Source organism: Microcoleus sp. Aus8_D2, from assembly GCF_036702665.1.
Lineage (GTDB): Bacteria > Cyanobacteriota > Cyanobacteriia > Cyanobacteriales > Microcoleaceae > Microcoleus.
This window is the reverse complement of record NZ_JAUBUN010000002.1, coordinates 226,857-240,903: the sequence shown is the minus strand read 5'-3', so window position 1 is coordinate 240,903 and position 14,047 is coordinate 226,857. Positions and strand designations below refer to the sequence as shown.

The following is a 14,047-nucleotide window of genomic DNA, read 5'->3' as shown; positions in this document are numbered from 1 at the left end:
TTCTTATCTTATTGTTTTAGCGCACTTGGTCTAATTAATGACCTTAGCCCTATTTTTTGATGAGATTGGTCTGATTATCTCAAAATGTGGTATAATTTAGACTGCTTATAAAAAATAAAAACATAGAAATAAAATCGGCATTTATTTTATGAGTCTCAATTCGCCAAACTCAACTTCTGCCCCCGCACCCAAAGATTCCGAAATACAAGCCGCCGCCCGCGTCAGAAACTTACTGATCGTGTTAGCAGCGATCGCCCTTTCAGTATCCCTCTTCTTAGGAGTGCGAACTCAAACGCCATCAAGCAGTCTCACCGAAATGGCAAAAGCCTCCGCACCGATAGAAACAGCCTTAACAAACGGCAAGCCAACACTCATGGAATTTTACGCTGATTGGTGCGGTAGCTGTCAAGCAATGGCTAAGGACTTAAGCGCCATAAAACAGAAATATGCCGAACCAATGAATTTTGTCATGCTGAATGTAGACAACGACAAATGGCTGCCAGAAATCACCAAATATCGAGTAGATGGCATTCCCCACTTTGTCTATTTGAATAATAAAGGCAGCAGCGTTGCTGAAACGATCGGCGAAACACCACGCAGTATTATGGAAGATAATTTAGAAGCTTTAATTGCAGGAAAACCAATACCGCACTCGCAATCTTCCGGTCAAGTTTCTGATTTTACTCCCGCCACAGGCCCTGTGAAAACAAGCAGTTCAGACCCGCGCGCCCACGGCAGTCAAGTGCAGTAAATGAAGGAAGAAGGAAGAAGGAAGAAGGAAGAAGGAAGAAGGAAAAAGGAAGAAGGAAGAAGGAAGAAGGAAGAAGGAACAGGCAAGATGCCTGTTCCACAATCAATAAACCTTCTTGTGGAGCAGGCATCTTGCCTGTTCCAGATAGTAATACCTTACAGAAATTCAACAGCAGATCGCAACTTATGTCAATTTCGGTTGAGGGCGACTACCTCCAAAGGAATATTCAAAAAAACTTTATTTACATTTTATTAAATTTTATTATAATTGCAAAAAGTGGAGTGTAAATATTCGATCGCTCCCGACAAACAATAAAATGCGATCGAAAAGAAGTTGGTCGCAATCCCCCGATTCATGCCTTCACAGGCTGAGTGAGGCAGGGTAGTTTTATTGTCAGGATAAGAAATCTGAAACAATAGAAAACGGGTGCATCTGGTTTTGGCAAATATGTTTGTAGGGGCGAAGCATGACCTCCGTGAATATGGGATTATAACTAATAACTTATATGCGGTCATGCTATAGCCCTATTCAAAAACCAGATGCACCCCAGAAAACATCGCTCAAAGGTCGGGTGGCGTATTAGATGCAACTGTCATATTAATCAAGGCACGTAGTTGGGCCCCGGCCCTCTTGAGGCGTATATCTAAAGAGGGCCGGGGCCCAACTACGTACCTATCTCCCGACTATAAAACCACCCTGCTTCGCACGCTGAGTGACGCCGTAAACTTTTCAATCTAAAATCTAAAATCCCCAATCGTCTAATCTAAAAATCTAAAATCTAAAATCGCATGACTTCCGACAAACCCGGATTCAGCATTAGCAGCATCTCAATCCGCCGCCACATCGGCACCCTGATGCTGACACTAGCAATCATCATCGTAGGCTTATTCTACATCACCCAACTGCCCGTTGACTTGCTACCCTCCATCACCTATCCCCGGATCAGCGTGCGCCTAGACGCACCGGGAGTCTCGCCAGAAGTAGCAGTTGACGAAATTACCCGCCCCCTCGAACAAGGACTTTCCGCCACCGAAGGAGTCACGCAAGTGTTTTCCCGCACCCGCGAAGGACAAGTCAGCGTCGATTTATTCTTCAGAACCGGCGGCGATATCGACCAAGCCCTCAACGACGCCACAGCCTCCGTCAACCGCATTCGCAACCGACTTCCCGACACAGTTGCATCCCCCACTCTGTTTAAATTTGACCCTTCCCAACAGCCGGTTTACGAATTTGCGCTGACTTCAGACTCGCGCCAAGGCGTAGATTTGCGAGTATTCGCCGATGACGAATTAGCCAGGGAAATTAACGTGATTCCCGGAGTAGCTTCCGTTGACGTTTCCGGTGGCGTTCAAGAAGAAATTCAAGTTAATATTGACCTGAACCGACTGCAAAGTTTAGGCGTTAATCTTAACGATGTTTTTAGTGCTTTGCGCGAGCGCAATTTAGACACTTCCGGCGGCCGACTGCGCCAAGAATCCAACGAACCGCTGACCCGCACAATCGGCCGCTTTAAAACAGCCGCCGAAATCAACAACCTTTCCTTTCAAATATCCGGTTCCAACCCGCCAAAACGAGTTTACATGCGCGATTTTGCCACAGTCTATGACGGCACGGAAGAACAGCGGGTCAAAGTTTTTCTCAATCAAAAACCTGCCGTTAAAATTAGCATTTTGAAACAGCCGGACGCCAACACGATTACTGTTGTTGACGGAGTCAAAAATCGCCTCAAACAAATGCAGGAATCCGGCTTGATTTCGGCAGACATGAAAGTAGTTACGACCTTAGACGAATCCCGATTCATCCGCAATTCCTTAGCGGATGTGGCGAATGCGGGAATTTCCGGGGCAGTCTTGGCTGCGATCGCCGTTTTGTTCTTTTTAGGTTCCCTCAGACAAACGCTGATTATCTCTCTGACTATTCCCCTGTGTACTTTAGCTGCGATTATTTTAATGCGGCTGTTCGGCTTGTCGCTGAACTTGTTTAGTTTGGGCGGTTTAGCCTTGGGAATCGGTCAGGCGATCGATACTAGCGTAGTTATTTTAGAAAATATTGTAGTCGGTTTAAACAGCAACCCCGACCTCAAAGGTGGCAAAATCAAAAATCGCCAACAACTGACCATAGAAGAGTCGGTAATGCGCAGTCAAGAAGTAGAATCAGCAATGGTTGCTTCCACGGCGGCGAACTTAGTATCGGTGCTGCCATTCTTGCTGATCGGCGGCTTCTTTTCGTTGCTATTTAGCGAACTAATTTTGACAATTTGCTTTGCAGTAGCAGCGTCTTTGCTAGTAGCTGTAACTGTAGTACCGATGCTGACTTCTCGCTTGATGGGAATGTCTTATTCCAGCGGTGTCAGTCAGTTCGGGCCGATCAAACATTTCAACCGCGGCTTTGAAAACGGCACGCGGGCCTACGGTGCGGTGCTGTCAAAAGTGCTGGGTTTGCGCTTAATTATCATTCCACTGGCTTTTATAATTTTAGGCGGCGGCACTTGGGTGATGGCAGGTCAAATTCCCCAAGAAATTTTGCCGAGAGTCAATACAAGTCAAGCGCGATTGTTTGCTTTGTTTCCTCCAGGGACTAACTTAGAAACCAATCAAAAAGTAGTTGCAGCCGCCGACAAACTGCTGCTCGCACAGCCAGAAACCGAGTATACTTTAACCACAGCCGGAGGGCTGCTGTTCGGCAACAATACGATCGAGAATTTGCTCAGGGGAAGCAGCACGATTACCCTAAAATCTGGTACGAATACGATCGCCTTTACCGAAAGAATGACTGAGGAATTAAGGAAAATTGACGTTCCCAAAGGCACTCGCTTGCGCTTAGTCCCAGAAGGAATCAGGGGTTTAGTGTTAACGAATTCCCCAGTCAGGGGCGGCGAAATTGATGTCATACTTCAGGGCCCAACCGAAAAATCATTGCAAGAAGCAGGCCGTCAGATATTAAAAGAATTGGATGAAAAGGTAAAATTAGCGAGGTTTCGGCCGGATGGAGACGCGCCGCAGTCGGAAGTGCAAATTCGTCCTGACTGGGAAAGAGCTTCTTTGTACGGACTCAGTGCCCGAGACATTGGGGAGACAGTTCAAACAGCAATTGAAGGTTCTGTTCCGACTCAAGTGCAGCGGGGAAACCGTTTGGTAGACGTGCGCGTGCAGTTCGATCGCACTTCTGTCAAATCGATCGCCCAACTCGGACAAATTCCCTTATCTGGCAATAATAGCATCGTCCGTTTAAGCGATGTGGCAAAAATTGCGATCGGCCAAGCGCCCGGAGAAATTCAGCGTCTCAACCAGCGGCAAGTTTTCTTAATTGTGGGAAACTTAAATCGCGGTGCAAGTCTCGGCGATGCTGTCAAGCAAGTCGATGCAGTTTTATCGGAATTGAAGTTGCCGCCAGGAGTCAGAATTGTGCCTAGTTCCGCTGCGGAAACCAACCAGCAATTGCAAACTGCGCTCAAACTTTTGGGCGGGTTGGCGACATTTTTAGTGTTTGTAGCGATGGCGGTGCAGTACAATTCTTTGGTCGATCCGCTGGTGATTTTGCTGACAGTGCCGCTGGCGTTGGCTGGGGGGATTTTTGGGCTGTACGTGACCAAAACTGCGATCGGGGCCACGGTGATGATCGGGGCAATTTTGCTCGTGGGAATTATCGTGAATAACGGCATTATTATGGTAGAATTGGCCAACCAAATTCGGGAAGATGAAAAGGTCGATCGCGCGACAGCAATTATCAGGGCGGCACCTCAACGTTTGCGTCCGATTTTGATGACAACTATCACCACAGTTTTGGGTTTGTTTCCCCTCGCTTTGGGGATTGGAGAAGGTTCGGAATTTCTGCAACCTTTGGGTGTGGTGGTGTTTTCGGGTTTGTCGCTGGCGACGCTGCTGACGCTGTTTATTATTCCGTGTTTCTATATTTTGCTGCACGATTTCTTTGGGACGTTTGCAGCGAAGAAGAAGCCGCAAGCGGTGGCTGTTCCCGTGCAGAAGGCGGGGAGAAAGAATGCGAATTTGTAAACTTCAGTGTTAGCATTACTAACAATTAGTCTCAGCTAATCGCACAGTAAGCAAAGGGTAAACCTGAAGCATCAAAGCTTTTTACCATTAAAGTGACATAAAAAACTGATTTTTAACAAGTCTTTAAAAATTAGATTATAAAGTTTTGCTGAATAAAGATCAGGTGTTTATAAAGTTTTGGTAAAGATTGGTTTTCAAATCTTTCAAGAAGCAAAAGATTTAGCTATGCTTATGTAATCTTACTGAATAAAAGTTCTCCGTAGCTTCTAAGCATTTAGTTAAGAAATTAAGTGAAGCCTCGGAACTAAGACAAAACAAGAGGTAAAAATGCTTAAACTTAATTCTATTTTAAAGTCTGGGTTGCTTACCGCTCTGACCGTAGTCACTAGCAGCCTAACTTTTCAACCTGCTGCATCCGCATGGAAAATAACTCGCACCGGGCGGGAATTGCCAGTTAATCAATCTCTTACTATTGGTAGTAAATCCTTTAGTTGTGGAGAAGGTTACGGTTTCATTCCAGGGGCAATCTTAGAAAATAATGGTCAGACATCAACTGTATTCATGGATAAACCCTTGTGTTTACCCTATAGCCCATTAGGAACCACGTTTGGCAATACAACAGTATCTTTTTCATTTGAAACCACTAACCAAGGCGTTAAAGTAGACTTGCGTTTCTCTAATCCAGAGAGTCCAGAGTTTATTGGCGGAGAAAGTACCGATAAATGGACACTTGAAGGATACATTGAGCAGGTTTCGCAGGGAAATGGATTTTATAGTAGAAATGTTTTCACCGGTGAGGGAACTGAACAGACAACAAAAACATTCCCAACATCTTACCAGCCTGAAGGTTCTTTTAATTCGGGTAGTGATGGACTTCCTATAGGCTCTGACCCACTTTACTCTTCTAAGAGTAGTAATGTGAGTTCAAATTTTACTGATGGACCAACTGCTAGCGACTATATACAACTCTGGTCACCAAGTGGCCAGGTTGTTTTAAATAGTGGCGATATTTTTACAAGAGGGTATTTAATGCAACCTCACTATGGTGCTTACGAGCCTTCAGGCAATGTTGTTGCTGACTATTATAAGTTATCTTCGTACGCTCTGCAACCAGGAAGAGATGACAAGGGCAATGACAAAGACATTATTCCAATTTTATTCGCATAAAAAAATGTTGAGCATTCTTTATTACCTAATTTTTCCGAAAATACAATATATGTTGATGAGCAATCTAAAACCAGTTGGTTAGCAAAACTTGCTACTCCTGATGAAGTGAATACTTTAGAAAAAATAACTTCTCCTTTAAAAGCTTACAACCCTAACCAAATAATCAAGGATATAGAGTTTAAGCCAGAGCTTTCTAACAATAAGAGAACAATCTCCTTTAATTTTGGTTCCCAAAATAATAATATTCCAATTGAACTTGGAACTTTAGCAAAAGCTTTAGGTTACGAATACTTCAACTATTTACAAATTATTTCTGGCGTTCCAGAAAGCGAAACATGGTGGGACGGAAACGGAAAACGAGTAGTAGACAAAGGAAAAATAACCACATCTAAAGGAACAGGGGCATTCTTCGATTTACTGCCAGGTGGAAATTTAATTTACACTTATGATCAATCGAACCTGAATCAAGGTGAGCAGTTGCTTATAAATAAAACTCAACTTTCTCCAGAGATTATCGAGATCCTAAAAAATAACGGTCATTGGGTGAAAGCAGATACACAACCTTTCTATAATGACGTACCTGGGTATGGAGGCAAACAGCCAGGAAATTGGGGAACTTACGAGGAGCATGCCGATTTATATAACGTATCAATGGAAGATACACCTTTTTCGGGAACAAACCCCAATAATCACTATCGGCTTTTTCATACGCTTCTGGTAGGTGTTAAAGATAAAGGAAAGACTTTTCATCTTTTAGAAGGTTTAAGTAAGCATTGGAGTAGTAATACAACTTGTTATTCTGGGTTAGGTCGTTCTTGTACTGGTGGCATCAGCGGTGGGCCTTCAGAATTGCTGCCTGAATTTACAACTGGAGGCATTGAAATATTAGACGATAGCGTTACATTTGATGAGTTACCAGACGATGTAATTGCTTTGCTTACCTCTTCTGGCGGCAAGCTGATCAATACTGATGGTTCAGAGTACATCAGGAATCAAGATGCGGAGGCGGTTCCTGAACCTTCGTCTATATTAGGATTAATGATGGCATTAGGTGTTGGTGCTGCTATGAAACGCAAATTTAGATAGCAGGATAGAAGATAACAGGCAAGTTGTCCGTGTAGTTTACCCGAACACACAATGAGGTAAATTCTGTAACTGAATATAGGGTAGTAACAGTTTTATCATTGCATTGATTGTCATTACCCTATTTAGTGAAAAATTTTTGTATAATCAAAGCAATAATTCAGTAAATAAGAATTACGAAAGCTCTTCTTAGACATATCAATTGCTTCTTTAGCTGTCCATTGCTTATGCGGAAGCAAAGCGACGATATATCGATTTTAGTCCTCTTTTATTAGTCCTCTTGAGCGAGGACTTTCGCTATGAGACAGGGGTTTTCAACCCCTGTCGGACTGTCGGACTCACAAACAATACCGGTACTGCATTTGATGTGAAATTGACGCGACGAGAATTAGTCGGTAAGGTGCGTCAGCCAACATTCTATGACTCCCAAAAGAAATTCCCGACTGACGCACCCTACGATAAATGCTGCTAGATTTCAGTTAAAATAGAGGCTATCTACGCAAGATAACTAAATATCTTTATGCTGATTTTACCAAAATATGAAAGACAAATTGACTGGTCGTTCTCATACATAAATCAACCCATTAATTCCGAGTGGGCGACGATCGTCAGTGGCGATCGCCAAAAAGTCACTTTAGTCGATCGCAACTTGTCACCAAAATACGAATACCAGTTTCCCGACGAAATTAGCTGTTTAGCCATCAGCCCCAAAGGCGACTTGCTAGCAGCAATAATGGCAAATGGCAATCATTTAGCAATTTTGACAGCAGAAAACCAGCTAGTTTTTGAAGAACAGCTACCTAACCCTCCTGTTAAAGTTTCACATTTGCATAACAAGAATGGATTTCAGGACTGCTGGTTTGATGCAGATGGCTTACGTTTTTGGTGCATGAAAGTAATTGAAGGTCAAGAAGTCGAGATTCAAATTCGCGATACAAATTCATGGCAAATTCAGCGAAAACTTTGCCTCAAAGACCCTATTGGCGGCTACAGTACCTTTTCGTTTCACCCACACCCAGAAAATCAAATTTTAGCTCTTTGGGCTGCTTGCGGTCAGAACGGACAGCAAATCTACTGGCTTTATGATGATGGTACGAGAATTCACGCCGTGGAAGTTCCCTGTCTTTATGACACAGCGCCTCCAGAATTTCATCCTGCTGGTGGCGAATTTTTGGTACTAGATGATTCTGAGCGAAAAATCAGCCGATTCAGTTTTCCCGACTGCAATCTACTTGGAAGATGCGAATGGCCTTGGCCTGATTCTGATGACGGTTTTGGCTACTATATGTGCTACCTATCGGACGATCGCCTTCTAGTTAATACTGATGAAGGGCTCATGTATCTAATCGATATTAACAAAATGGAGATATCAGATCAACTAATTTTAATCGGTCACGAACCGCGTTCGTGTAAAGAACTTTACCCTACTCTCAAGGATCTTAAAGAACAGCTTTGCGGCGACTTGCACTATTTCTATCGTTTTGGTTCAGATAGTATTCTGTCCGTTCATTCACAAGTCCTGAGTCAAGAACCTCGCTCTAAACAGAAGACATTAGTTATCTTCGGCGGAAAAGAGCTGTTTGGTTCGCTGGCGAAGGTACAACCATCCGCACCCTATAGTAAATTATTCATTCAATCTTTGCGAAGATCTTAAGGATTTTAAATCTATAAAGTTTCCTGGTATGTGTCAGATTTTCGCCGAGCGAAAACCGACTGTGGATTGTGAGGGAAAGTGCAATGATTTTTTCAGTCCTCTTTGAGAGGACTTTCGCTATGAGACTCTTAATTCATTCCCTGTCGGACTGTCGGACTTACCAACAATATCGGTGCTGCATTTGATGTTAAGTCCGGCAGGGGTTTAAACCCCCGCCGAGAGAGCGAAAGTCGGTTGAAACCGACTGCGGATTGTGACGGAAAGTGCGATGATTTTAGTCCTCTTGAGCGAGGACTTTTGCTATGAGACAGGGGTTTTCAACCCCTGTCGGACTGGGAAACTCATACCAATTTTCCAAATTAATGCAACATTATCCGTAGGGTGCGTCGCGTGGGAAAAATCCCTAAACTTAACCGACAATCTGGTAGCGACGCACCTGACACATCGGGTGGGAACACAACCATCTATTTAAATATGCTCCATAAATTTTGTGTTGCACGACTCCCACAAATGGGACAAGGTGCGTCGCCATGAGATTGTCGATCTTTTCTTAGGGATTTTTCGCAGGCGACGCACCCTACTAATACTCTGGTATTTGTTTTGAAAAATGGTATCACAAACAATACCAATACAGCATTTGATGTTAAGTGCGATCGCCCTGAACAAGATTTATCATCGCCCCCTATCATATTTCAAGCCTTTAAGGGACACCCCAGCCACCCCAGCCGACGCCCCACCAGCACCCTACCACCCGATATTTTCTGGTCTCAGTCTCATAAAGTTACATTCCGTTACAATAAAAAAGTAAACAGAACTTGCAGGCGAGCTCAAAAATCAATGCGCTTAATCTTAATGACCGGAAAAGGCGGCGTCGGCAAAACCTCCGTAGCCGCTGCTACAGGGCTGCGATGCGCCGAATTGGGATACAAAACCCTAGTGCTGAGCACAGATCCCGCCCACTCCTTGGCCGACAGCTTCGACATGGAACTCGGACACGACGCCCGACTCGTAAAACCCAATTTGTGGGGAGCAGAATTGGATGCCCTCAGAGAATTAGAAGGCAACTGGGGAGCAGTAAAACGCTACATTAGTGAAGTTTTGAGAGCCCAGGGACTTGAGGGCGTACAAGCTGAAGAACTAGCCATTTTGCCCGGAATGGACGAAATATTCGGTTTGGTGCGGATGAAACGGCATTACGACGAGGGAATATATGATGTTTTAATTATCGATTCTGCTCCCACCGGCACAGCATTGCGGCTCTTGAGTTTGCCAGAAGTTGGCGGCTGGTACATGAGAAAATTTTACAAGCCATTGCAAGGCATATCAGCCGCCCTCAGACCTTTAGTTGAACCGATTTTTAGACCAATTGCGGGCTTTTCTTTGCCGAACAAAGAGGTGATGGATGCACCTTACGAATTTTACGAACAAATCGAAGCTCTGGAAAAGATTTTAACTGACAATACTGTGACTTCGGTCAGGTTAATTACTAATCCTGAAAAAATGGTAATTAAAGAGTCTTTGCGCGCCCACGCTTATTTGAGTTTGTACAATGTTGCCACAGATTTAATCGTAGCCAATCGGATTATTCCCGAAGAAGTAACCGATCCTTTTTTCAAGCGCTGGAAAGAGAACCAGCAGGAGTACAAGCAGGAAATTCACGAAAATTTCCGCCCCCTACCCGTGAAAGAAGTGCCGCTTTATTCCGAAGAGATGTGCGGTTTGCCAGCTTTGGAGCGCTTGAAAGAAACGCTTTATAAAGACGAAGATCCCAGCAAGGTTTATTACACAGAAAATACGATTAAGATTGTACAGGAAAACAATCAATATGTTCTAGAACTGTATTTGCCGGGAATTGCTAAGGATCAGATTCAGTTGAGCAAAACTGGAGATGAATTGAATGTTCGGATTGGAAATCACCGCCGCAATATGGTATTACCGCAAGCTTTAGCCGCGCTGCAACCTTCGGGCGCGAAGATGGAGGATGATTATTTGAAGATTAAGTTTGCTTAAGCTACAAATATAGGACACTGCATTGCAGTTTCCCTACAAATAGAGGACACGGCCATGCCCATTAATAACTGGTTCCTTTCGCTATCAGCCTGGTAACGAGTAAGATCGTGTCCGGTCGATTGACTGCAATAAGTAAGGAACGCACGTGCGCCCGAAAGTCCGCAAAAAGCTGCGGACTTTCGGGCGCACGTGCGTTCCGTTTCTGTTATGATAATCGACCTGACATGATATAAATAGTTTTTTTCTCAGGAGTTATGCACAGCAACTAAAGAAACTGGATTGCTCTTGGCTGCAATTAACGATTTTTGATTCAGCAATCCCCTTTCTTGATATTACAATAATTCACCATCTACTTCATCGGGTGGTAAAGTCGCGACAAATTGTGCATCTCCTAAGTGAATCAGTTGCTCTACTTCGGAGAATTTTTCATAGGCTTGGCGATCGCTTTTCCATAAAGAAACCCCAATTCCGACAATAAATGATAAAGGAATTGTGACTAAACCAGGATTTTTTAGAGGAAAAATAGCCTCGGTATTTTTGAGTAAATCTATTTGAATTGTCGGAGACAAATAGATTAATAATAAAGAGGAAATAGTCCCTGTTAGCATACTCGCCACAGCCCCATTTGTGGTAAAATTTTTCCACAAAATTGACATTAATAAAGCCGGAAAATTACCGCTAGCCGCGATCGCGAAAGCCAAACCCACCATATAGGCAACATTTTGACCTTTAAAAACAATTCCCAAAATAATTGCCAAAACACCTAACAAGCCAGCAGCACCGCGGGCGACTTTTAATTGTTCGGATTCATTAGCGGAACCCCCTCTCACCACATTCACCCATAAATCGTGAGAAAGCGCGGCAGCCCCCGAAAGCGTTAATCCCGCGACAACTGCTAAAATTGTCGCAAAAGAAACTGCGGCAATAAAGCCTAATAAAACATTACCGCCCAAATGTTCTGCTAACATGGGTGCGGCCATATTACCTCCTTTATCAATTGCCTTAATATTGTCTTGGCCTAATAAAGCCATCGCGCCAAAACCAAGGATAAAAGTCAACAGATAAAAGAAGCCGATAAACCATGTCGCATACATGACAGATTTGCGAGCAGCTTGGGCATCTGGTACTGTATAAAAACGCATTAAAATATGTGGCAACCCGGCAGTACCAAACATTAAAGACATCCCTAGAGAAATAGCGTCTAAAGGATTTGCTACCTGTTTACCCGGTGCTAATACTTGGGCGCCATATTTCTCGGATGCTGCGGCAAACAAATTAAGGGGATTAAATCCAAATTGAGCTAATACTAAAACCGCTAATAATATTGCGCCCCCTAATAACAAAAATGCCTTGATAATTTGCACCCAAGTTGTTGCCATCATGCCCCCGAAAATCACATAGGCTAGCATCACACAACCCACGATCGCTACGTCTAATTCGTAGTCCAGGCCAAAGAGCAATTTAATTAAATTTCCAGCCCCTACCATTTGGGCAATTAAGTAAAAAGTAACAACTGCTAAAGTACCGATCGCAGAGGCAATTCTCACGGGAGTTTGACGCATCCGATAAGCAACAACATCGGCAAAAGTATAGGTTCCTAAATTGCGTAAAGGTTCGGCAATTAAAAACATCACAATTGGCCAACCGACTAAGAAACCAATGGAATAAATTAAGCCATCAAAACCATTCAGCGCGACTAAACCAGCAATGCCTAAAAAACTTGCCGCGCTCATAAAATCTCCCGCGAGGGCTAAACCATTTTGAAAGCCATTAATTTGACCGCCTGCGGTATAAAATTCGGCGGTACTTTTGGTCTTTTTTGCGGCCCAATAAGTAATCCCTAAAGAGGCGACAACAAACAATAGGAAAAAGGAAACCGCAGTGATGTTAAATTGTCCGAGGTTTGTGTTCATTTTGAACTCTTGATATATTCTTGAATTTTGCGATCGTAGTAGTTATTCGTCCAAGTGACGTAAATGTAAATTAATACCCAGGCGGCAATAATGACTAGGGCACCTAAGAGGATTCCCCAACTTAATCCTGGTACAATTAGAGAACCCATTAATGACTTATTAAAAGCCACTAATAATATAAATCCCAAGTAGATGAACATCATGGCTAATGTTAGTTTTAAGGATATTTGCCATCGTTCTTCTGCTAGTTTTGTAAAGACTTTATCTCTGTCATTCATAGTTTTTTACCTTAAGATGAGCGGTATTATATACTACTGATGGTTCAATTTTTTGAGTTTTTATTATTAAGAATTGAAAACAAGTATTTATACCTATGCCGGTTCACAAACTTTTGCTAGAACAGAAGTGTTCGATTTGTTTAGTCCAGCCATGTGTAAGGTGCGGATATTGCAAGATTGTCGAGCTTTTTTTAGGGATTTATCGCCAGCGACGCACCCTACGACGACTAGCCCGATCGCACTTTTAACACAAATCGCACAATTTTAACCCTTCAACGTTGATTCACTGTATCCGATCGCACTAACGATATCGCGATCGATCGAACTCAGCCAATTCTCTTGTTGGGATTTAACACCTTGCACAAAGGAACTCAACAGACAGGCGATGAATCTCACAGAGTCTTGATTTGAGAGGTCGGCTGTGTTATCCTCTGGCGGTGCTTCACTGGGTTGTTGAGAGTCATTGATGCTGTAGTGGTTTAAACCCTTCAACTCAATCAAGGTTTTTGCTGATGCTGTTATCCTCTGAAATGCCGCTCTCGAAAGTTCTGGAGGAACCACTGAATCCTTTTCCCCACATAGCATTAGGATAGGAGGCAACGGGGCGATCGCGCTAGTGTTTGATGGGGCGCATGACCCGTAGGTAACTATCGCCATGAGTTTACTCACTAAGTCAAGAGAATTAGCACCTAAAGTACCGAAAGCAGCCATTCCGCCAGCCGAATGTCCTAACAATACAACTCCTCTATCGAGAGCATTGTTAAGCGACTGAGAACTCCAAGGTTTCAGTGCGGCGATCGCCTTCGCCGCTGAACTGTGATCTGGACAAAGGTAATTTCTTCCAACTGGGAAACAGTTTGGCACCATTACCCAGAATTGATGCTTAGTCAACTCGGTGGCTATGGCTGCATATTCTAATTTGTCGATTTCTACTCCCTGTAAGATTAAGATGACCAAGGATGAGTCATCTTCTTCCTGGAGTGGTTGAGGAGGATAGATATCGAAAGGAATCGGAGATGCCAAGCTAGACGTTACGGATATGGGCATATACTGGTTAATAAAATTAGGATACTATTATTTCAATTTAGGACACGGTTTGTAGTGAGGACTTTAGTCCTTTCTGAATGGATAAAGAAGGACTGAAGTCCTGACTGCGAACCTTTTTCCTCTGCTTCTTC

10 protein-coding genes are annotated in these 14,047 nt (G+C 43.5%); 7 read left to right on the top strand and 3 right to left on the bottom strand.

Annotated features, from left to right (window positions below):
* Positions 1-148 precede the first annotated feature (148 nt).
* The 7 genes from QUB64_RS02825 to QUB64_RS02795 all read left to right on the top strand — a co-directional run bounded on the left by QUB64_RS02825 (position 149) and on the right by QUB64_RS02795 (position 10,678).
* Complete coding sequence (locus QUB64_RS02825) at positions 149-751, top strand: thioredoxin family protein (RefSeq protein WP_333266284.1); 603 nt, start codon at positions 149-151, stop codon at positions 749-751.
* Positions 752-1,006 (top strand): hypothetical protein, encoded by a 255-nt coding sequence (locus QUB64_RS02820; RefSeq protein WP_333266282.1) that lies wholly within the window; start codon positions 752-754, stop codon positions 1,004-1,006.
* 533 nt (positions 1,007-1,539) lie between these two features.
* Positions 1,540-4,764: an efflux RND transporter permease subunit gene (locus QUB64_RS02815; RefSeq protein WP_333266279.1), complete on the top strand. Its 3,225-nt coding sequence runs from the start codon at positions 1,540-1,542 to the stop codon at positions 4,762-4,764.
* A gap of 327 nt (positions 4,765-5,091) precedes the next feature.
* Positions 5,092-5,931 (top strand): hypothetical protein, encoded by an 840-nt coding sequence (locus tag QUB64_RS02810; RefSeq protein ID WP_333266277.1) that lies wholly within the window; start codon positions 5,092-5,094, stop codon positions 5,929-5,931.
* Positions 5,932-6,036: 105 nt separating this feature from the next.
* Positions 6,037-7,017, top strand: coding sequence for a PEP-CTERM sorting domain-containing protein (locus QUB64_RS02805; RefSeq protein ID WP_333266275.1), 981 nt, complete (start codon positions 6,037-6,039; stop codon positions 7,015-7,017).
* Positions 7,018-7,534: 517 nt separating this feature from the next.
* A complete protein-coding gene (locus QUB64_RS02800; RefSeq protein ID WP_333266273.1) occupies positions 7,535-8,668 on the top strand; it encodes a hypothetical protein in 1,134 nt (377 codons plus the stop codon).
* Positions 8,669-9,505: 837 nt separating this feature from the next.
* Positions 9,506-10,678, top strand: a complete 1,173-nt coding sequence (locus tag QUB64_RS02795; protein ID WP_333266404.1) for a TRC40/GET3/ArsA family transport-energizing ATPase — start codon at positions 9,506-9,508, stop codon at positions 10,676-10,678.
* A gap of 332 nt (positions 10,679-11,010) precedes the next feature.
* Here the strand turns inward: QUB64_RS02795 and QUB64_RS02790 are convergent, their stop codons facing one another.
* The 3 genes from QUB64_RS02790 to QUB64_RS02780 all read right to left on the bottom strand — a co-directional run bounded on the left by QUB64_RS02790 (position 11,011) and on the right by QUB64_RS02780 (position 13,916).
* A complete protein-coding gene (locus QUB64_RS02790) occupies positions 11,011-12,591 on the bottom strand; it encodes a sodium:solute symporter family transporter (protein WP_333266271.1) in 1,581 nt (526 codons plus the stop codon).
* Positions 12,588-12,869 carry a DUF485 domain-containing protein gene (locus QUB64_RS02785; RefSeq protein ID WP_333266269.1) on the bottom strand — a complete coding sequence of 94 codons (282 nt, stop codon included), beginning with the start codon at positions 12,867-12,869 and terminating at the stop codon, positions 12,588-12,590. The genes QUB64_RS02790 and QUB64_RS02785 overlap by 4 nt, the downstream gene beginning before the upstream one ends.
* A gap of 264 nt (positions 12,870-13,133) precedes the next feature.
* Positions 13,134-13,916 (bottom strand): alpha/beta hydrolase, encoded by a 783-nt coding sequence (locus QUB64_RS02780; protein WP_333266267.1) that lies wholly within the window; start codon positions 13,914-13,916, stop codon positions 13,134-13,136.
* Positions 13,917-14,047 lie beyond the last annotated feature (131 nt).

Bases quoted from the DNA above. Each gene is read 5' to 3' on its own strand.
- QUB64_RS02825 (WP_333266284.1), top strand. From the start codon at position 149: ATGAGTCTCAATTCGCCAAACTCAACTTCTGCCCCCGCACCCAAAGAT.
- QUB64_RS02820 (WP_333266282.1), top strand. From the start codon at position 752: ATGAAGGAAGAAGGAAGAAGGAAGAAGGAAGAAGGAAGAAGGAAAAAG.
- QUB64_RS02815 (WP_333266279.1), top strand. From the start codon at position 1,540: ATGACTTCCGACAAACCCGGATTCAGCATTAGCAGCATCTCAATCCGC.
- QUB64_RS02810 (WP_333266277.1), top strand. From the start codon at position 5,092: ATGCTTAAACTTAATTCTATTTTAAAGTCTGGGTTGCTTACCGCTCTG.
- QUB64_RS02800 (WP_333266273.1), top strand. From the start codon at position 7,535: ATGCTGATTTTACCAAAATATGAAAGACAAATTGACTGGTCGTTCTCA.
- QUB64_RS02795 (WP_333266404.1), top strand. From the start codon at position 9,506: ATGCGCTTAATCTTAATGACCGGAAAAGGCGGCGTCGGCAAAACCTCC.
- QUB64_RS02790 (WP_333266271.1), bottom strand. From the start codon at position 12,591: ATGAACACAAACCTCGGACAATTTAACATCACTGCGGTTTCCTTTTTC.
- QUB64_RS02785 (WP_333266269.1), bottom strand. From the start codon at position 12,869: ATGAATGACAGAGATAAAGTCTTTACAAAACTAGCAGAAGAACGATGG.
- QUB64_RS02780 (WP_333266267.1), bottom strand. From the start codon at position 13,916: ATGCCCATATCCGTAACGTCTAGCTTGGCATCTCCGATTCCTTTCGAT.